At 29.1% G+C, this 19923-nt stretch carries 16 protein-coding genes and 1 riboswitch; of the genes, 8 read left to right on the forward strand and 8 right to left on the reverse strand.

Translation table 11 applies throughout. The features are described 5' to 3' along the window. Positions 1 to 35: 35 nt before the first annotated feature. Complete coding sequence (locus OXH55_RS02365) at positions 36 to 731, reverse strand: cyclic nucleotide-binding domain-containing protein (protein ID WP_268047865.1); 696 nt, start codon at positions 729 to 731, stop codon at positions 36 to 38. A 134-nt stretch (positions 732 to 865) separates the two neighbouring features. On the opposite strand from OXH55_RS02365, the gene OXH55_RS02370 reads away from it, so the two are divergent. Both OXH55_RS02370 and OXH55_RS02375 read left to right on the forward strand, forming a co-directional pair. Beyond that, positions 866 to 1288, forward strand: a complete 423-nt coding sequence (locus OXH55_RS02370) for a DMT family transporter (RefSeq protein ID WP_268047866.1) — start codon at positions 866 to 868, stop codon at positions 1286 to 1288. A 13-nt stretch (positions 1289 to 1301) separates the two neighbouring features. Further along, on the forward strand, positions 1302 to 1751 hold the full coding sequence (locus OXH55_RS02375) for a DMT family transporter (RefSeq protein WP_268047867.1): 450 nt from the start codon (positions 1302 to 1304) through the stop codon (positions 1749 to 1751). 83 nt (positions 1752 to 1834) lie between these two features. Here the strand turns inward: OXH55_RS02375 and OXH55_RS02380 are convergent, their stop codons facing one another. Both OXH55_RS02380 and OXH55_RS02385 read right to left on the reverse strand, forming a co-directional pair. Continuing rightward, positions 1835 to 3709, reverse strand: coding sequence for a hypothetical protein (locus OXH55_RS02380; RefSeq protein ID WP_268047868.1), 1875 nt, complete (start codon positions 3707 to 3709; stop codon positions 1835 to 1837). 15 nt (positions 3710 to 3724) lie between these two features. Next, complete coding sequence (locus OXH55_RS02385) at positions 3725 to 4789, reverse strand: S1C family serine protease (protein WP_268047869.1); 1065 nt, start codon at positions 4787 to 4789, stop codon at positions 3725 to 3727. A gap of 265 nt (positions 4790 to 5054) precedes the next feature. Between OXH55_RS02385 and OXH55_RS02390 the strand changes: the two genes are divergently transcribed. Continuing rightward, positions 5055 to 6758, forward strand: coding sequence for an ABC transporter substrate binding protein (locus OXH55_RS02390; RefSeq protein ID WP_268047870.1), 1704 nt, complete (start codon positions 5055 to 5057; stop codon positions 6756 to 6758). 36 nt (positions 6759 to 6794) lie between these two features. On the opposite strand, the gene OXH55_RS02395 is transcribed toward OXH55_RS02390, so the two are convergent. The 3 genes from OXH55_RS02395 to OXH55_RS02405 all read right to left on the reverse strand — a co-directional run bounded on the left by OXH55_RS02395 (position 6795) and on the right by OXH55_RS02405 (position 12116). Then, positions 6795 to 8717 carry an ABC-F family ATP-binding cassette domain-containing protein gene (locus tag OXH55_RS02395; protein WP_268047871.1) on the reverse strand — a complete coding sequence of 641 codons (1923 nt, stop codon included), beginning with the start codon at positions 8715 to 8717 and terminating at the stop codon, positions 6795 to 6797. 156 nt (positions 8718 to 8873) lie between these two features. Then, complete coding sequence (locus OXH55_RS02400; RefSeq protein WP_268047872.1) at positions 8874 to 11867, reverse strand: metallophosphoesterase; 2994 nt, start codon at positions 11865 to 11867, stop codon at positions 8874 to 8876. Positions 11868 to 11957: 90 nt separating this feature from the next. After that, positions 11958 to 12116, reverse strand: a complete 159-nt coding sequence (locus OXH55_RS02405) for a hypothetical protein (protein ID WP_268047873.1) — start codon at positions 12114 to 12116, stop codon at positions 11958 to 11960. Positions 12117 to 12283: 167 nt separating this feature from the next. On the opposite strand from OXH55_RS02405, the gene OXH55_RS02410 reads away from it, so the two are divergent. Then, positions 12284 to 13090: an MBL fold metallo-hydrolase gene (locus OXH55_RS02410; protein ID WP_268047874.1), complete on the forward strand. Its 807-nt coding sequence runs from the start codon at positions 12284 to 12286 to the stop codon at positions 13088 to 13090. An 81-nt stretch (positions 13091 to 13171) separates the two neighbouring features. Here OXH55_RS02410 and OXH55_RS02415 read toward each other — a convergent pair whose 3' ends face one another. Next, positions 13172 to 13612 carry a hypothetical protein gene (locus tag OXH55_RS02415; protein WP_268047875.1) on the reverse strand — a complete coding sequence of 147 codons (441 nt, stop codon included), beginning with the start codon at positions 13610 to 13612 and terminating at the stop codon, positions 13172 to 13174. A gap of 125 nt (positions 13613 to 13737) precedes the next feature. Here OXH55_RS02415 and OXH55_RS02420 point away from each other — a divergent pair, with 125 nt between their 5' ends. Further along, a complete protein-coding gene (locus OXH55_RS02420; protein WP_268047876.1) occupies positions 13738 to 15135 on the forward strand; it encodes an amino acid permease in 1398 nt (465 codons plus the stop codon). A 133-nt stretch (positions 15136 to 15268) separates the two neighbouring features. Continuing rightward, positions 15269 to 15372, forward strand: a riboswitch (TPP riboswitch). A gap of 92 nt (positions 15373 to 15464) precedes the next feature. Further along, entirely contained in the window at positions 15465 to 16100 is a 636-nt protein-coding gene (gene thiT / locus OXH55_RS02425; protein WP_268047877.1) for an energy-coupled thiamine transporter ThiT, read from the forward strand. Between the two features lie 131 nt (positions 16101 to 16231). On the opposite strand, the gene OXH55_RS02430 is transcribed toward thiT, so the two are convergent. Then, positions 16232 to 17680, reverse strand: a complete 1449-nt coding sequence (locus OXH55_RS02430) for a catalase (protein WP_268047878.1) — start codon at positions 17678 to 17680, stop codon at positions 16232 to 16234. A gap of 213 nt (positions 17681 to 17893) precedes the next feature. On the opposite strand from OXH55_RS02430, the gene OXH55_RS02435 reads away from it, so the two are divergent. Beyond that, positions 17894 to 18133, forward strand: coding sequence for a YkoF family thiamine/hydroxymethylpyrimidine-binding protein (locus tag OXH55_RS02435; protein ID WP_268047879.1), 240 nt, complete (start codon positions 17894 to 17896; stop codon positions 18131 to 18133). 149 nt (positions 18134 to 18282) lie between these two features. Then, a complete protein-coding gene (locus OXH55_RS02440; protein WP_268047880.1) occupies positions 18283 to 19905 on the forward strand; it encodes a sensor domain-containing diguanylate cyclase in 1623 nt (540 codons plus the stop codon). Positions 19906 to 19923: the final 18 nt, after the last annotated feature.

The following is a 19923-nucleotide window of genomic DNA, read 5'->3' on the forward strand; positions in this document are numbered from 1 at the left end:
CTCCCCGCAGTATCATGGTATACTGCGGTTTTTTACTATTCATAAATATCACAAGCTAATTCTTCTAGCAAATCTCTGTTTAAAATAATTATTGAATCTTTTTCTTTTTTTATTATTTTTTGATTACATAATTTATTTATAGTTCTTGTTAAGTGTCTATAACTAGTTCCAAGCAAATCTGCCATCTCTGTTAGCTTATATGTAAAAATTCCATCTGTATTAGATGAATTATCACGATTAGGTGTAATGGCTAAAATATAACTAGCTAATCTATTTTCCAATGGATATAGAAGGTTAATTGAACTTGATTTTGAAATTTTCTCTAACTTTCTTCCCAAGCTTTTACATATATATTTTAAAAACTTTGTATCATTAATTGCATTTTCCCTTAGATTATCCATTGCAATACCTATACATAGGGTATTTTCTACAACTTGAATATTAGAGCTAGTTATATCGCCCTCAATAAATTCAAGATCACCAATTACTTTTAACGGTTTATAAAATTGTAATAACAAAGATCTTCCGTTTTTTAGCAAAGTATATACTTTCGCTTTTCCTTCAACTAAAAAATAAAAGTAATCTAATTTTTCATTAGATCTGCAAATATGGTCATTTTTATTAAATAAAATTAATTCCATATATTCTTTCATATCTTTCTCAAAAATATCTTCAATGTTATATTTCTCAATATAATATTCTAATTTGTTTTCATCATTTATTCTCAACATTTACATTTTCCTCCTATCTTACTTATATTATAAACTATTTAATTGAATTTAGGACACATGTCCTATTAGTATTGATTATTTATATGATATTTTAATTAAGCAAAAGAAAATAATTTGGAAATGGAGGACTTTAGATGCACAAGTTATCAGCTGTGTTTATAGGCTTATTGATTGCCATAATGGTAACCTTTAATGGATTTCTTGCAAAATATATGGATGATTATTTATCAGTATTAATAATTCATATAGTAGGATTTTTAGCAGTAAGTTTAATTTTAATCATTAGAAAAAAGAAATTTAATTTAAAACAAGGAATTCCTATTTATCTGTTTAGTGGAGGTGCTGTTGGAGTTTTTCTTGTACTTTTCAATAATATATGTTTTAAACATATGGGAGTATCTTTAACATTATCTTTAGGTTTATTGGGACAATCAATCGCCTCAGTAATTATAGATCATTTTGGGTTATTAGGAATGGCTAAATACAAATTTAGGACTGAAAAATTAATAGGATTTTTCTTAATCTTTGTAGGAATAGTCGTAATGATAACATATTAGGGAGGTAAACTGTATGCTTTATATTATACTTGCATTTGCAGCTGGGTGTTTAGTTATTCTATCAATGATAATTAATTCTCATTTAGCAAAAAGAATTGGTGTATTTCAAGGAACTTTTATAAACTATATAGTAGGTTTATTATTTACTGTTATAGTTTTACTATTTAGAAATAATGCTATAAATTTATCTTTTAATAATTTATCTCAAATTCCATTTTGGGCTTATTTAGGTGGATTAATAGGTGTAATTGTTGTGGCCATATCCAATGTGATAATACCTAAAATCCCAACAATTTATTCAACTTTACTTATTTTTCTTGGACAACTTTTTACAGGTATTATTATAGATTCTTTTACAGGCAACTTAATTTCAAAAGGTAAGCTAATTGGTGGATTTTTGATTATAGCAGGATTGGTATATAACTTTAATGTTGATAAAAAACACTTAATTGAGAATGAATAAATATAAGGACTAGATATAGATTTATATAAATAACAACTCTATATTCAGTCCTTATATTTTATCTTAGATTAATTTCTTACAATTTACTTGTTTGCATTTTCAGTTTTTTCCTTATCAAACTCTTCAAGTTTATGTTGTTTCCAATCTAGTCCAAGTTTACTATAATCTATTTTGTTAATAGAAGTCTTTTTCCAGATGTCACTTACTGTACGTTTATTTTCAGTTGTCATATTTGCAACAGGTAAAGTTACACTTTGAGTATAAATATCTTTTCCTACTTTTATAATATGTGTATATTCATTTTCTAAATTTTCTAAATCATATGTCTTAGTTTCATCTGAATTTACAAACTTCTTAATGGCATCCAAATTATATTCTTTTTCAATGTAATATAATTTAGCTCCATTATATTCAGCCGATTCAATCTTAACCTTTGCCAATCCCATACGAATTTCATCGTCTTGCAATAAATATTTAGCTCTTTGTTCAATAATTTCCCTAATTTCGTTTGTATCCAATCCTGCAAACATATTTACACGCATATTACTTGCAGGTTCAGATGCTCTAACATGTTCATCATTGCTGACATGTCCTCTATATCCTGAACTATAGTAGAAATCCTCAAAATAGAAGTCATCATCGAAATCATATCCGTTACTAGAAGTATTCCATCTCTTTGTTACTTTTGTTTCAAAATCATACTTTTTCATTTTTAGTTCTTTTGGAGCATTTAAATTTATTAATGATTTAGCTGAAACAATTTCTCCCAAATATTTGCTAAAGCATGTTTTGTCCAATTTAAATGAATTTAGCATATTTTCAAAACTGCTTCTCTTCTCAGTATCTTGATATTTGTCTTCCATCATTGTTGCAGACACCAAATATTTGTATCCATTTCCTACAACATATACGTTGTGTACAATATAAGGTTTCTTAGTAACTGTTTTATAACGAGTCACTACATGATGAACATTCATATTACCTTGTTTTTTTGATTCATTCTTCAATATATCGTAAGCTTCTTTATGATAATTAGTTTTTAATTCTTCTATTTCTTTTTCTGCCCATTGTGAAGCAGTTTCACCATTTTTAGATGAACTGATTAGATTAACAGTAATTCCTTCAGGTACTTTAAACTCATCTTCATCCTCTTCTATACTCTTTGCTGCTTGATTTAGCTCTTCATCACTGTATACAGGACGAAAAGTTTGACAGCGAGCATCAGGTGAGCCTTCTAATTTCCAATAAGGACTCATTACCATTTTCCAACCATAGCTTTTATTTTTATATTCTCTAGTAGTACTAACTGAATCTGATAGTTCCTTTATATATTTATTGTTTTTATCAAAAGAAAGTTTAAAAGAAGATGCCAATTTATCAAACATTTCTTCATGCTGCTTATAAAACTCACCTTTCATACTTATTGTTAAGTTATATATATAATTATTTGCTACATAGATTCTATTCTCAACATAATCTTTTAACTCGTCTTCTGGTTCCTGCATCATAAAGAAACTAAATTCTTTATTTGCTTTTATTATGCGAATATATTTTTCTCCCCTACTATCTTTAGCAATATCTACAACAAATTCTTTATCCTCATCACGCCAAGGTCTATATCTTCTTGAGCTATTTTGCATTTTGTAAAGAATCTCTTCTAAAGTTAGATTATCTTTATTCTTACTAACTTCTAACTCAACAGATGACTGATAACTTTTTGTAGACATATTAAAACTATTTACACGTTCTGATTTATAAATAACCGCATCATCTGGTAGATGCATAGACCATTTATATATACAGCTACCTACTTCATTTTTCATCATATCTTTTTTATTTGAAAATACTTGATATAAATCTATTTTTCCATCAGCGTCTTTAGCATATGCTACTGGAGCAACCACTCCAATAGATAAGCAAGCACAAATTATCATTGAAACGATCTTTTTCTTATTCATATTATTCCTCCTTTCCTATTTGATTCCTTCTTGTTTTTGCATTTCTTTTAATACTACTGAAACATCAATTTTTTTATTTTCTCTGCTAAATGTTAATTTTACTTTATCACCTGGTAAATGTTTCTTTAAAATCTCATTATATTGAGCAATAGATGTTATATCCTTACCATCTATTGCTTCAAGCATATCTCCTTCTTTTACCTGCTGTGAAGTCACTACCGCATCCTTTTGAATAGCTACTACTTTTAATCCTTGATTAGTTGGAAGTCCTAGCAATGCTGCCCAGTTTTCTTCAAACTCAATTCCTGTAAAGCATCTTTTTATTTTTCCAAATTTGTTATAGTGATCTAAAAAATAATTGATATTACCTACAGGAATAGAAAAATTCATTCCTTGATAAAACATATTTCCGAGTGTATTTATACCAACTAACTCACCATTCATATTAACAAGGGGTCCTCCACTATTTCCTGGATTAATAGCTGCATCCGTTTGCAAATACGTATAAGTACGGTCTACTGGTCTATTTAGTCCACTTACAATTCCTTTAGTGGCACTATTTCTGTAACCAAAAAATAAAGGAGTACCAATAGCTATAACTTCATTTCCAACTTTTATTTCCTTCTCATTTGCTAATTTTATAGGTTTCAAGTCTGTTCTATTAATCTTTAGCAATGCTAAGTCAATTTCTTTATCTGCATATAAAAGTTTAGCTTTGTACACCTTTCCATCATATGTAACTACATAAATTTCATCTAAACCATCTATTACATGATTATTAGTTAATACTCTACCATCTTTATTAACTACTACTCCTGATCCATGCTGTAGATTCTTAGGAAACTTTGTGTAAATCTGCTCTCTATCTTTAATTTTTGTATTTTTACCTATAACAGCAACTACAGATTGATTTACTTGATCAATTACTTCTGATACTTTTTGCTTTTCTTTTTGTACTTTTTGAACTTGTTTTACTGTAGTTTCAACAGTTTTCTGTTGACCATCTGCTGCTAAAACTGGTGTGGTCATTGAAAGTGTCATACTGATGCTCAAAATAAACATCAAAAATCTTTTTTTCATGATTACCCCCCCTATATCTTTAACATTTATACTTATATTACCACTTTATGAAATATTTTTCCACAAATACATTTTTTTTAAATTATAATACAAATCATTTAAATACTTCAAAATATTTTCTCGATTTTATCCACAATTTTAATATACTATGCTATCCTGTAACTAATAATTGATAATTGTAAAATATTATAGTAAAATTTGTATATAATGGTAATTTTATTGAATTAAACTGCTATATTACCATACACTGGAGGAATAACTTAATATGAAAAAAAAATTTAATCTAAATAATTTGGGGTATATTTTTTGTTTGATTTTTTTAATTTTACTATTTAATAAAAGTACATCTTTAGCACAAACTTCCCCCCAAAAACAAGTTCTCATTCTAAATTCTTATAATAGGGGATTTAAATATTCAGATGATATTGCCTTGGGAATACAAGTAACATTAAATAAAAGTGCACAAATTCCAAATATAATGATTGAATATATGGATACTAAAAGATATTGTGGACAAGACTATTTTAAACAACTATATAATTTATATAACTTTAAATACGGTAATAAAAAATTTGATGTAATTATTGTAGTAGACAAGCCTGCTGTAGACTTCTTGCTAAAATACAGTGAAAATTTATTTCCCAATGTACCTGTAGTTTTTTCTGGAGTTAATACTTTAAATGATTCTATATTAATGAAAAAAGGTATGTTTACAGGAATATTAGAAAATATTGTTATTAAAGATATTGTTAATGCAGCATTAAATATTAATCCTAATCTAAAACAAGTAAATGTACTTGTTGATAATATGAACAGCAGTAATATTTATAAAAAATTAATAGATGAGTTAAAACCTTATTATAAAGATAAAATAATCTTTAATTTTATTCAAAGCTCAACCATCACAAAATTTGTAAAAGAAGTGGAAAATCTATCTAAAGATAACATTGTACTTCTTACCCCTATCTTTATGGATAATTACAATAATAATGTTGCTAAATCAAACGGTATCGATTATATATGCAAAAAATCTCCTGTACCTGTATATAGTGCTTGGTCCTGTTACTTAAGTCACGGTATATTTGGTGGGAAAATACTTCATCAATATTTTTATGGGTGCAATATAGCTAAAATAGCATTACGTATATTAAATGGAGAAAATGTTTTAGATATACCAATTGTTAAAGAATATAATTCACAATATATTTTTGATTATTCTCAATTAAAAAAGTTTAATATAGATACTACTAAGTTACCTAAAGGCAGTAAAATTTTAAATCCCCCTAGTAATTCTTATTCTATACCTAAAAAATTACTTATAAAAATTTCATTTGTAATTATATTAATTGAATTATTGATTATATTAATTTTGTTTTTTAATATACATAAACGTAAAAAAGCAGAATCTATGATGTTAAAACATAAAAAACATATAGAAAAATTAAATAAGAAAGAATTTGAAATAACAAAATTAGCCTTTGAAGATGCACTTACTAATATACCTAATAGAAGAAGTATTCATAAAAATCTAAGATTGCTGATTCATGAAGCCAAAAATAAGAATATAAAATTTGGAATTATGTTTATAGATATAGATAAATTCAAATTTATCAATGACACTCTAGGACACGATATTGGAGATGAACTTTTAATTGAATTTTCTGAAAGGTTAAAAGCTAGTATCAAAACTAATGATATCGTTGCACGTTTAGGTGGAGATGAATTTATGATTATACTAGATAATATTACCTCCTATAGTGAAATTAAAAGCTGTGCAAATAGAATACTTGAATCGATGAAAAAACCTTTTTTTCTCAATGAAGATGAATTTAACATTACATGCAGCGTTGGAATTTCTATATACCCTGAACACGGCATAGATATAAAAACATTGATTAAAAATGCTGATACAGCTTTGTATAAAGCCAAAAATAATGGGCGTAATAATTTTCAACTTTTCGATTCGTAAAATTAGGGACAGTTCCCAAAAACTGTCCCCTATTTTTTACATATTAATTTTTTCTGCTAGTTCATTTAAATATGTCCATCTTTCCATTAAATTATCCAATTTATCTTCTAATTCTTTTTGCTTCTCAAGCAGTTCTTGAAGAATGGTATAATCACATCCAGCAGAATTTATTTTTTCTTTTACTTCTTCTAATTCAATTTCTGTTTCTTCTATCCATCCATCAATTTGTTCATATTCTAATTTTTCTTTATAAGAAAACTTTAAACTTTTATTAGATTTTGGTTTTTCACTATTCTTAGTATTTTTGTTATCATTCTTGCTATTTTTTGATACCTTATCGCTGTGCTCGTCTTCTATACCTTGTTTTTGCAAAAATTCCATATACTCCGAATAGTTTCCAGTGAATTTTTCTATAACACCATTACCTTTAAATGAAATTATTTCATTTGCTGTCTTATCTAAAAAGTATCTATCATGGGAAACAGCTATTACTGTTCCATTAAATTGTTCAATGTATTCTTCAAGGACATTTAAAGTTTCTATATCCAGATCATTTGTAGGCTCGTCTAATATAAGAACATTAGGAGCTTCCATTAAAACTCTAAGAAGATAAAGCCTTCTTTTTTCTCCCCCAGATAATCTTGATATATGTGTCCACTGAATCTCTGGTGTAAATAGAAATCTCTCCATCATTCTGGATGCACTAATAGATGTTCCATCTTCTGTTTTTATGAACTCAGCACCCTCTTTTACATACTCTATAGCTCTCATAGATTCATCAATATTTTTATATTCTTGAGAAAAATAACCTATTTTAACTGTCTCACCTATTTCTATAGTTCCACTGTCAGGTTTAATTTTATCATTAATTATATTAAGAAGTGTAGATTTTCCAATACCATTTGCACCTATAATACCTATTCTATCTTCCTTCTTAAAAATAAAGTTGAAATCATCAATAAGTTTTTTATCCTCAAATCTTTTACATATATTATTTAAGTTTATAACCTTTTTACCAAGTCTAGTGCTGCCAACAGATATTTCTACTTTTTCATTTCTTTTTTCAATTTCCTGTGATGCCAATTCGTTAAATCTATCTATTCTTGCCTTTTGTTTTGTACTTCTTGCCTTTGCTCCTCTTTTTATCCAAGCAAGTTCACGTCTTAATAAATTTTGTCTTTTATTTTCAGCTGCCTCATTAAATGCTTCTCTTTCTGCTTTAGCTTCTAAAAATACACTATAGTTACCAGTATAACTATATAGTTTTCCATTGTTCAGTTCTAACATTCTATTAGTTACTCTATCTAGGAAATATCTATCATGGGTAATCATGATAAGAGCACCTTTTCTGCTATTTAAATATTCCTCAAGCCATTTTACTGTTTCATTATCCATATGGTTTGTAGGCTCATCTAAAATCAATAAATCACATGGACTTATCAGTGCCCCTGCTAAAGCTATTCTTTTTCTCTGTCCACCTGATAGTGTTCCTACTTTAGCATCAAAATTTCTTATACCAAGCTGTGTAAGTACTATTTTTGCTTGACTTTCTATTTCCCAGGCATTTGCAGCATCCATTTTTTCATTAAGCTCTAAAAGTTTTTTCTGCAGTCTATTATCCTCAGAATTATTTTCTAATTTTTCAATAGTATTCTCATAATCACGAAGTAACTTCATTATTGGAGAATTCCCTTTAAATATCTGTTCTATAACTTTAGCATCATCATCAAACTCTGCATTTTGAGATAAATATTCAATCCTAAGCTTACTTGCCTTTGTTATTTTTCCATCATCATAGTTTTCTATACCAGCTATTACCTTTAATAATGTTGACTTTCCTGTTCCATTGATACCTATTAATCCTATTTTTTCACCTTCATTGATTATCACTGATATATCTTTTAAAAGAACTTTTTCGCCATAGCTTTTACTTATATTTTCTAAAGATATTAAATTCATTGTATCGTCCTTTCTATCTAAATAGCTATTTTAGTATTAAACAAATTAAAATACTTCATATACTTATTTTATTGCAAATTTACACTTGAGTAAATTATAAGTTTAAAATAAACTAAGCACAAATCCAATATTAGGATTTGTGCTTTTACTTAGTAATTAATATTTATGTCCATCTTCTTCATAATTCTTAAATCTTCCTAAAGGTTCAAAGCCCATAGCACCTTCAAAACTGCCTTTTTCCCAATCTGCACGAGTATTCCAAACTATTTCAGTATTAGTATCATCTGTAGAAGCTGCCACTCTGTATTCATTTAGTTCTGGAGTATATGTGCCATTCAATGTAATTGAAGAATTAAATTCTGTTACTATTCTGATATACTGAGCTTTTTCTAAATCAGAAATATCAATTTTTTCTTGTCCACCTTTCAAAGTTACAACTTTAGAATCTTTAACTTTTTCTCCATCATCAGAAACTTCAATTGTTGCTTTTATAGATGCAGTTCCTGGAGCTTTTGAATCTATGCTAAGAGTTTTCCAGTTCCATAATTGTTTTCCACTAAGTTTTCTCCATTCAGTCTTGTGAATACCTTTTGTTTCAATATCCTTAAAGTTTAACCATACAGCTAAATCTTTGCTTCTAGGTCCAATTTCATTTGGATGCTCAGCAATATACTTATTTTCTTCTGCTGTAAGTTTTGTTCTATAAAAACGTACTTGTCCTATTTTAGCATCAAGAATTGTATTATATTTAGCTCTACCTATATCTTGAATTACATGACCCATATATGAGTATCCAATAAATATAGGATATCCATTCCAATTTCTTATAGTAGGATGGTCACTTATACCTGCAACTTCTGCTACTTTTTCAGAATTAATATAAGTAATACCACCTGTTTCTGTATCAAAAGCAGCTGTATACTGTGCCCATTTTCCAACTGGAACTGTATTTTCTTTTGAATCCCAGAATCCTTCATTTATTCCATAACACACACCACTTGTTAATGCACCACTTCTTCTAAGTGCCATTCTCATCAAATAATTAGTTCCCCAACCAACTGAAGGTCCTTTTACAAATAGAGGATTATGATCTTTTTCATCGTCTTTTGCAAGTCTATCTACATTTGCAAAAACCATTCCAGTAAGACCATCATTTGTGTGAAGAGTTTTACTGTCAAGAATTTCTATATAATCATCAACACCGTCTAGATCAACAGCTTTTCCTGATTCAGTATTGATTATTTTAGGTGCTCCTCTAAGAAGTCCATGATTACCGTTTCCTGATAAATCTTTTACTATCGGAATTCCTTTTAATGTTCCCTCTATATCTATTACTTCATCTCTCATATTTTCTATTCTTACCTTATATGTTCCACTTTGACTAAATTTATGGAATAAGATTATAGATTTTGTTTCTAGTGCTTTTAGTTTTACTTTCTTTGTATCAACAACTTTACCATCAACAAATAAATTTACATTCTTTTCTCCTGCTTTATTACCTACATTCTTAACATCGGCTGTAACTAAAACAGTATCTGCTTCTAATCCTTTTCCTAAATTCATCTTAATATTACTATATTTAAATGCTGCTGGAATAGCTAAAAAATCTAATTGTTTTTCTACCTTTCCTACTTTTACAACGTGTTTTCCTGGAGTGTATATAGGTAATTTTGCTTTTATGTTTCTAGTTTCACCTGGCTTTAATACAACAACTCTTTCTTTTCCTTCTTCTCCAAATAAATATACACTGCGATTAATCTTATTATCTAATACATTAAGAAGAACAGTGGCAATACCTTCTCCTTCATTTTTAACAGTTGCTTCTATTTTAATACTATTACTATCACTTGTTTTTTCTAAAGATACAGCAACATTTGAAAAAGATACCTTTGATTCTTTTGCTGAAAGAATTACGCTTCCTAATGCCTTCTCATCTTTATCTCCATAAGTGCTATATGCTAATTTATCTCCTTCTATTTTTAACATAGAATAATCAGTTTGTCCTTGTGCAAATACTTCTGGAAAATCTGGTAAAAGTCTTTCATCTGCCTTACCATATTCCATTGAAGCATTAACTTTTCTTCCATCACCTTGAGCTATAAAAACACTTTTTGCTCCTACTTTAGGGTCTAAAGATACATTTCCATAATAAACATGAAGGTGACCTGCAAGAGTTAGATTAGCATTATATTTTTCTAAAATATCCACTAAATGCTTTTGAGTAAAATCATCTGTATAAGGATGATGTACTCCTACAATACGCCATGTAGCTTTCTTTGCATCATCTGATTTCAAATCCTTTTCTACCCATTTTAACGTATTTTCTATTTCCTTCTTAGTTTTTTCATCTACTTCAAAACCACCTGTAACAGCATTCATTTCATATAATCCCCAAGGATTACTATTTATCATTGTTACATGAATATTCCCATAGTTAAATGAAAAATTGCGTCCAGTAGAATCTGAATTGTATGCATTTTTTTGTGCATAAGTAAAGTAATCGTCAAAATATGGACCATCATCATGGTTACCACAAGCATACACAACAGGTATATGTTTTAAGAATTCAGCACCTTTACCAAACCAAAGATTGAATTGGTCTTTTTGATACCCAGTTCCTATAAGCATATCTCCTGTATGTAGTATAAAATCAGGTCTTTCTTTTAATACTCTTTGTGAAAAAGTATCTGAAGATATAAATTGGTGAGAATCACTTATAGTCATAATCTTCATATCTGCTGGATTTTGGCTAAGAGTTTTAAATGTGCCCTCTTCTACTTGTCCAGATTTTAATTCAACTTTATAGTTATAAAGTGTATTAGGTTTAAGATTTTTTAGTACTCCCCTATACATACAAATTCCTTCTGTATTTTCTCCAAAAGGAGTACCCCTTTCACATTTAACTTCTATTTTATTATCTAGCTTTCCACCTATTCCATACCAAAGATAAGCTTCAACAGGCATATCAGTTTCCCATGAAACTGTCATACCGTTAGTTTTTGGTGCAAGTAGATAAGGTCCTGTAATAATTTTAGCATTCTTTGTATTTGTCTCTGCAAATACAGGTTTAATTCCAATAAACATAAATGCTAGTAATAAAGTCATAAAATATGTCGTGAACTTGTACAAACGCTTTTGCCTCATTTTCATATCTCCCCCCAAAAATAAAATTTTATTTTAAATTCAAAATAAATATTAAACGTTTACTTTAAATTTAAATTTAAAACAATATGTACTTACTTAATTTATATATGGTATTTTTTGGAATACATTTAATAAAATTGTAACAGAATATTCACAATATTTCAACTTGTGAATATATTTTTTTAGTTTAATTCCTATCTTTTTAATACTACATTCATAAATTTCACCCATCTTTTCATCTGAAAACTTTATCAAAATATTTTTAATTAAATGCCTTTTATTATATCGTCTTTTAAAATATAATAAATAACTGGGCAAACTTTCTGTTTGCATGTTTTATTTATTATATTGACAATACAGCAAAGGCCGTGGCAAAATTTACGCTATAATATCACTAATTTATTTTTAACGGAGGTTACACTATGGAAAAACTAACTATGCTGGGCACTGGCTCTGCTATGGTTACAAAATGCTATAATACTTGTTTTACTATTGCAAAGAATGATGAACATTTTCTTGTGGATACTGGTGGTGGAAATACTATCCTGACTAATCTTGAAAAATCACAAATACCTATTAACAAGCTTCACAATGTATTTATATCTCATGAACACAATGACCACATTTCAGGAATAATATGGATTATTCGAGCAGTTGCTACTGAAATTTCAAAAGGTAATTATGAAGGTGATTTACACATTTATTGTCATGAAAGCATCGAAGATATTATCAGAAAAATATGTGAGTTAATTCTTCAAACCAGATTCACTAAATATATAGATAGCAGAATTTTCTTCCGCCAAATTGAAGATAACAGCACATTTGATATATTAGGTTTAAAAATTACTTTCTTCAATATTCAAAGCACAAAAGTACTTCAATTTGGTTTGCGTACAACACTTTCCAATGGAAAAACTCTAGCCTTCCTTGGAGATGAGCCTTATAGAGATGCTATTTTTGACTATGTAAATAATTGTGATTATCTTCTACACGAAGCTTTCTGTTTATATTCACAAAGGGATATATTTCATCCTTACGAAAAACATCATGTAACTGTTAAAGAAGCTTGTGAAAATGCTGAAAAATTAAATATAAAAAATATACTTCTATTTCACACTATCGATGCAGATATTGAGAAAAGAAAGGAACTTTTTATTGAAGAAGGAAAACAGTACTTTAACGGTACAATTCTAGTTCCAGACGATCTTGATGTTATAGAATTAAAATAATTTAATACTTTTTTTCAAATATAAAATAAAGCAGTAAACTTTAAGGTTTGCTGCTTTATTGCAAAATCTCTATTATAAAATTTAATAACATCCACATTCCTTTTCTTCTAAAGCATTTGTTATCAATATAGTACCTAGTACAACAATCCATGATCCAATAACTATTCTATAATCCAGTTCTAGTGACTTAATATCACCTTCGCTCTTTAACTTATTTTTCTCTTCTTTGAATCCAATTGTAGCAACAAGAGCTGATATTAATCTTTCAAGTACAAGAAGTCTATTCCCAGTTATCGTTAGTGCCTCTACTTCCTTTTCTGCAAAATTTTCTTCTTCCTTTTCGCTAGAAAGTTCTTCTTCTACTTCTTCCTCTTCATCAGAACTTTCTTCTTCTACTTCATGTTCTTTATTTAATAATATTTGAATTTCTCTGTTAGCCGCTTGTATTAAAATTATAAATGCTACTATACCTATGGCAAAACTAATTTTTTCTAGTTGTATCAATTTTAATTCCGACACCATAGGCTCACCCCCCCATTCTATATAATATTATTCTTATAAGAGGATTGGATACTTTTTGCTTTGAGTATTTAATAAATATTTAGGATAAACTACTTATAGTTCAAATTTTCAAGGAGGCATTAATTATGAAACATAACAAGGCAGGTCTATCAGCATGGCAGCTTACTATGCTGGCTCTAGGTACTGTAGTTGGTGGTTCCTTCTTCTTAGGCTCCGCTATTGCTATAAATACTGCTGGACCTGCAGTACTTATAGCATACATACTTGGAGGAATTTTAGTTTATTTTATCCTTTTTGCTCTTTCGGAAATGACGGTTGCTGATCCAACTCCAGGTTCTTTTAGAACATTTTCAGAAAGAGCTTTTGGTCCTGGTGTTGGATTTGTTGTAGGATGGGTATACTGGACTGGTTTGATACTAGCTATGTCTAGTGAAGCAACTGCGGTTTCTTTATTTTTTCGTGTATGGTTTCCACGAATTTCACTGCCTCTTCTAGGCTCTATGGTTATTATTGGAGTTACTCTACTTAATCTTTTAGGATCAGATAGATTGAGTAAATTAGAAAGTGGGCTAGCAGCAATAAAGCTTCTAGCTATCATAGGATTTATACTTTTAGCTATTTTTTTAGTATCAGGACTTATGCCTAATAAACCGACTGTAGGAATAGGCTCATTAGTTAATGAACCATTATTTCCAGCTGGAATCTCAGGTATTGCTGGAAGTATGTTAATTGTAATGTTTACCTATGCAGGCTTTGAAATTATAGGATTGGCTGCATCTGAAACTAAAAATCCACACGGTACTGTTCCTAAAGCTATTACTTATACGGTTATAGGCTTAGTAGGATTATATACAGTAGCTATTACTTTACTCCTACCCTTAATTCCCACATCTGCTGTAATTGAAGAAGTAAGCCCCTTTGTATCTGCTCTTGAATTATATGGTATAGATTGGGCTGTTAATGCAATTAACCTTGTACTTGTTACAGCTATTTTATCTACTATGTTAGCCGCAACTTTTGGTTTAGGGCGAATGATTCGTTCCTTAGCAGAAGAAGGCTATGCCCCATCATGGTTAAGAGACAGAGGCGATATACCATACAGAGGAATTATTTTTTCTGGGATATCAATGCTTTTAGCACTTAGTTTAGGATTATTACTTCCTCTAAGAATTTATATATTTTTAGTTAGTTCCGGTGGATTTTCTCTATTATTTACTTATTTAATAATCATGGCTACACATTATAAGTTCAGAAAAAAGCATGGCTGTCCACCAAAAGGTCATTGTCAATTTCCTGGATATCCTTATACTTCTTGGATAATTATTGCGGCTTTAATAATTACCATAGCAACCATGCCTTTAATTCCAGGTCAAGGCTCTGGTCTTGTGGCTGGAATAGTTCTACTAATTTTCTATTCAATATGTTATATGGTAACAAAACATATAAAAAATACTTCAAATATAAAAAAACCTTTAGATAATTTCAGGAATATAAAAATAAAAAGGAAGAAAAAAATTAAATAAATATAAATTATACAGTAAAAAGCAGTAGTATCTAATAATCTACTGCTTGTATTTTACATTCTCTTGTTTATCATAATCATTATGTAACTATTGTAATAATATATTGTTTATGTTATTATATAGCAGGAAATTTAATACGTGCTAGGGGTGCCGCTAGGCTGAGAAATGAATTTGATTCATTAACCCTCTTAACCTGATCTGGTTAACACCAGCGTAGGAAAGCAGTTATAAGACAATTATTGTTTATTAGCCGTAATCCTGTATTACGGCTTTTTTGTTTTCCTAGATTCAACGGAACTTTCTTAGCACAAATCACAGGAGGTTTTTTAATGGAATTTCAAAAAAATATGCTCGAAATTATCAAAAATCCAACTTCAATTATTGCACTTGTAGGCTTATTACTTATAATAGTTGCATTAATGAAAGCTAAAAAAGTTAAATTGGACTCAAAAACTGTAGCACTTATTGGTGTATCTTTGGCATTAGCTTCTGTACTTAAGATTTTTAGAATATATCATTTGCCACAAGGTGGAAGTATTACCGTTGGAAGTATGATTCCTATAATATTAGTTGCATTTTTTTACGGTCCTGAAGTAGGATTTTTAACTGGATTCTTATATGGATTAATCACTCTTATTCTTGGCCCTTATATACTTCATCCTGTACAAGTTCTATTTGATTTTCCATTACCATTCATGGCTTTAGGACTAGCTGGATATTTTTCAGATAAAAAGATTCTTGGTGCTTTTGTAGCGATTTTCGGAAGATTTATATGTCATTTCATTTCAGGAGTAGTATTCTTCGGAAGTTATGCACCTGAAGGAATGTCACCAGTTATGTACTCACTTATGGTAAATGGTTTATTTATTGCAATAGAAGGTGGAATTTGTCTTCTTATTATAGGTTTACTTCCTATTAAAAACTTGAAAGCAATTGCAAATAAAAATAGTGCACATGCAGCATAACATAAAAACTCCGTATCTTTATATCAAATAAAGATACGGAGTTTTTATATGTTATTGCTTATAATCCCCATAATGATCCTTCATATATTTCTTTCAAAATAATAGAGAGTCCTCTTTTAATTTCATTATTATTAACCCTTCAATCCCTTGGCAATCCTATTACCAAATTCCTTATCAGCTTTCTTGAAGTGCACAAGCATTCTGTCCTGAATTGCTTTATCTGCACAACTTAGATTTTCAACAATATTTGAAACCAAATGATCCTGCTCTGTCTTATTCATGGAACGGTATCTATCACCTGCTTGAGTATAGTCATCAGTTTTACTTATTTTCTCTCTTACTACTTTACCCTCAACATAAGGATTTTCTGGAATTCCTGTCTCAGGTGCATGCTTTGGAAGCCCGCCTCCAATTGTGTTTGGATAATAATTTGCACTACCCATGTTAGGCATTATCTGCATAAAGCCGTCCTGTTGATTATTATTAACAGGTACCTTTGGACGGTTAATTGGAAGCTCCAGATAATTTGCACCTAAACGATATCTTTGAGTATCACCATAGGAGAATATCCTTCCCTGAAGCAACTTGTCATTTGAAAAATCAATGCCTGGTACAATTGCAGCTGGGCAAAAGGCAGACTGTTCAACCTCTGCAAAGAAATTTTGAGGATTTCTATTTAAGACCATTTTACCTACAGGCATTAATGGGAATTTATCCTCTGGCCAAATTTTTGTTGCATCCAATGGGTCAAAATCCTGCTTATCTTGATCCTTTAAATTCATCATTTGAATAAGTAGCTCATATTCCACAGTTTTTCCACTGGCTAAGGTGTTAAATAAGTCTCTGCTGGCTATATCAGGGTCAATTCCTGCAAGACGTTTTGCTTCCTTGCTGTCTATATACTGAACTCCTCCAAGGGGCTTCCAATGATATTTTATAAGCATAGCTTTTCCCTTTGCATTAATCCACTTATATGTGTTAACCCCAAACCCTTCCATGAATCTGTAGCTTTTAATTGTACCCAAATCTGAAAATACCCAGGTAAGCATGTGAGTTGCTTCAGGTATTAAAGACATATAATCCCAAAACCTGCTATTTGCAGCAGAATCAACAGGTATGTTAGAAACGGGATCTGGCTTTAAAGCATGAATTAAATCTGGAAATTTTATAGCATCTCTTATAAAAAATACTGGAAGATTATTTCCCACCAAATCATAATTTCCATCTTCAGTATAAAATTTTACCGCAAAACCTCTTACATCTCTTACAGTATCTGCAACACCTCTTGAACCGATAACTACAGAAAACCTTACAAACACAGGGGTTTCTTTGGATGGGTCTTGTAAAAACTTAGCTTTTGTATATGAACCCATGGATTTATAAACTTTAAAATATCCATGTGCTCCTGCACCCTTAGCATGAACTACTCTTTCTGGAATTCGTTCTCTATCAAAATGTGCAAGTTTTTCCAAAAGAACAATATCCTGAAGTAAAGTTGGTCCTCTTTGTCCTACGGTTAGTGAGTTCTGATCATCAGTAACTGGTTCTCCTTGATTGGTAGTAAGGTACTCATCTCTCATATTAATCTCCTCTCTAAAAATACTTTACGCTTAAATATCAAAATTCCCAAAAACACTTACAGATTATAATATGAATATAGCAATAACATGTTTCTTTTTAAAAATATTTTCATTGTTTATATCTCTCTTAAAAAATTATCAACCAAAGTATTATTATCTTCTTTATCGCCATACTACTAATGACTATAAAAAAGATTGAGAGGTGATTTTAAAATGATTACTGCAGAAGTTGCTGTATATCCACTAAAAACTTCCGATGCTACAAACGTAATTAATAATTCTATCAATACCTTACAGAACACTAATGTTAATTATACTGTAGACTCAATGAATACTAAAATAACAGGAACAAAAGAGCAAATATTTGATAGTTTAAATAAGATGTTCACTGAAGCTGAAAATAGTGGTGGAGAGGTAAATATGGTAGTTACATTATCTAATTCAACTAAATAATTTATAAAAAGCCCATATAAAAATATGGGCTAATTCCATATAATACACTCTATTCTGTTAATTACCTTTTTTCTTTCTTTTCTTTTTCTTCTCCTAACTTCTATAATTTGATAAAATAATTATATAAACCAAAGTAAGGGTTGATGATTATGTACAAAAGAAACCTTTCAACTGCACTTAAATCTCGCAAAAAAGACATAATTCAAAATTTCACAATAATTTTTTTACTTTTATCACTTTTAGGATTTATAATATTTAGTATATTTAAATATAATCACATAAAAAGTGAAAGAATTATACTTGAAAAAGCTCAAAAAAATTTAGTTTCCTTGCAAAACAATATTATTGGTACTAGCTTTTATAGCATTACATCTGATTTAAAATACTTAACTTCTCAATATTATATTCATAATAATTTATTAAACCCTAATGAATTAAATATTTTAGCTAATGAATGGCTTAATTTTGCCAAAAATCAAAAAATATACGATCAAATTAGACTTATTGATGAGAATGGTAATGAAAAAATAAGAATAAATTATGATAATGGTAATCCTCAAATTATTCCTAAATCTGAACTTCAAAATAAACAACACAGATATTATTTTAAAGAAACTATTAAACTTGGGAAAGGACAAATGTTTATATCTAAATTTGATTTAAATATTGAACACAGCGTAATAGAAAAACCTCTTAAACCAATGATAAGATTTGCAACCCCTATTTTCAATAATAATGGAGAAAGAAAAGGAATTATTATAATTAACTATTTAGGAAAATATATTATTAACCAATTTAATTATATTTCTGAAAATACTGATGGACAAACCTTCCTTTTAAATCCAGATAGTTATTGGCTTTTCAATAGTAATGATATTAATAAAGAATGGGGATTCATGTTTAACGAAAAAAAAGAAATAAGTTTTAAAAATGAATTTCCAAATGCTTGGGACAGAATTAATAAATATAGTACTGGACAATTCTATACACCAAAAGGTTTATTTACTTTTTCTACAATCTATCCTTTAAAAATTAACTTTAACTGTAATAACTGCACATTAGATGCTGCCCTTGCTACATTGCACAAGGATTATTGGAAAATAGTATCCTATACTCCTTTTAATAAAGAAATTTCTTATTTCAGCAGTATAAATATATGGGAAATACTATTTAAAGAATTTTTCAAAAACTACTATATATTTATTATTACTGGAACCCTTGCTCTTATTATTTCTTATTTAATTATAGCTAATAAAATATCAAGCGAAGAAATTACTGTTTATGCAACCTATGATATGATGACACAAACTTTTAACCGAAGAGCAGGAATAGAATTATTAGAAAAAAAATTTGAAGCAGGAAAAAAAGAAAGTGAATATTTAACTATTTGCTTTACTGATATTAATGATTTAAAAATTGTTAACGATACCTTAGGACATGAAAAAGGCGACGAACTTATCAAAACAGTAGTTAATTCTATAAAAGAAAATATTAGAGAATCAGACTTTATTATAAGATTAGGCGGCGATGAATTTTTAATAGCATTTCCAAAAACCACCTATAATGAGACAGAAGAAATATGGATAAAAATTCTACAAAATATTTCTGAAATAAATGCTAATGAATCAAGGAATTATTTAGTTAGTGTCAGTCACGGCTTGGCCCAATATATCCCTGATGCAGATGTAACTTTAGATGAATTGATACGTGAAGCAGATGAAAAAATGTACATTGAAAAAAATATAATAAAAACTAAAAATTTAAAGAAATAAATAAGGGACTGTATCTAG

Origin of the sequence: Clostridium ganghwense, from assembly GCF_026735165.1 — a bacterium.
Classification (GTDB): Bacteria; Bacillota; Clostridia; order Clostridiales; family Clostridiaceae; genus Clostridium_H; species Clostridium_H ganghwense.

Excerpts from the sequence above, each read along its gene's own strand:
- OXH55_RS02365 (WP_268047865.1), bottom strand. The coding sequence starts at position 731 with ATGTTGAGAATAAATGATGAAAACAAATTAGAATATTATATTGAGAAA.
- OXH55_RS02370 (WP_268047866.1), top strand. The coding sequence starts at position 866 with ATGCACAAGTTATCAGCTGTGTTTATAGGCTTATTGATTGCCATAATG.
- OXH55_RS02375 (WP_268047867.1), top strand. The coding sequence starts at position 1,302 with ATGCTTTATATTATACTTGCATTTGCAGCTGGGTGTTTAGTTATTCTA.
- OXH55_RS02380 (WP_268047868.1), bottom strand. The coding sequence starts at position 3,709 with ATGAATAAGAAAAAGATCGTTTCAATGATAATTTGTGCTTGCTTATCT.
- OXH55_RS02385 (WP_268047869.1), bottom strand. The coding sequence starts at position 4,789 with ATGAAAAAAAGATTTTTGATGTTTATTTTGAGCATCAGTATGACACTT.
- OXH55_RS02390 (WP_268047870.1), top strand. The coding sequence starts at position 5,055 with ATGAAAAAAAAATTTAATCTAAATAATTTGGGGTATATTTTTTGTTTG.
- OXH55_RS02395 (WP_268047871.1), bottom strand. The coding sequence starts at position 8,717 with ATGAATTTAATATCTTTAGAAAATATAAGTAAAAGCTATGGCGAAAAA.
- OXH55_RS02400 (WP_268047872.1), bottom strand. The coding sequence starts at position 11,867 with ATGAAAATGAGGCAAAAGCGTTTGTACAAGTTCACGACATATTTTATG.
- OXH55_RS02410 (WP_268047874.1), top strand. The coding sequence starts at position 12,284 with ATGGAAAAACTAACTATGCTGGGCACTGGCTCTGCTATGGTTACAAAA.
- OXH55_RS02415 (WP_268047875.1), bottom strand. The coding sequence starts at position 13,612 with ATGGTGTCGGAATTAAAATTGATACAACTAGAAAAAATTAGTTTTGCC.
- OXH55_RS02420 (WP_268047876.1), top strand. The coding sequence starts at position 13,738 with ATGAAACATAACAAGGCAGGTCTATCAGCATGGCAGCTTACTATGCTG.
- thiT (WP_268047877.1), top strand. The coding sequence starts at position 15,465 with ATGGAATTTCAAAAAAATATGCTCGAAATTATCAAAAATCCAACTTCA.
- OXH55_RS02430 (WP_268047878.1), bottom strand. The coding sequence starts at position 17,680 with ATGAGAGATGAGTACCTTACTACCAATCAAGGAGAACCAGTTACTGAT.
- OXH55_RS02435 (WP_268047879.1), top strand. The coding sequence starts at position 17,894 with ATGATTACTGCAGAAGTTGCTGTATATCCACTAAAAACTTCCGATGCT.
- OXH55_RS02440 (WP_268047880.1), top strand. The coding sequence starts at position 18,283 with ATGTACAAAAGAAACCTTTCAACTGCACTTAAATCTCGCAAAAAAGAC.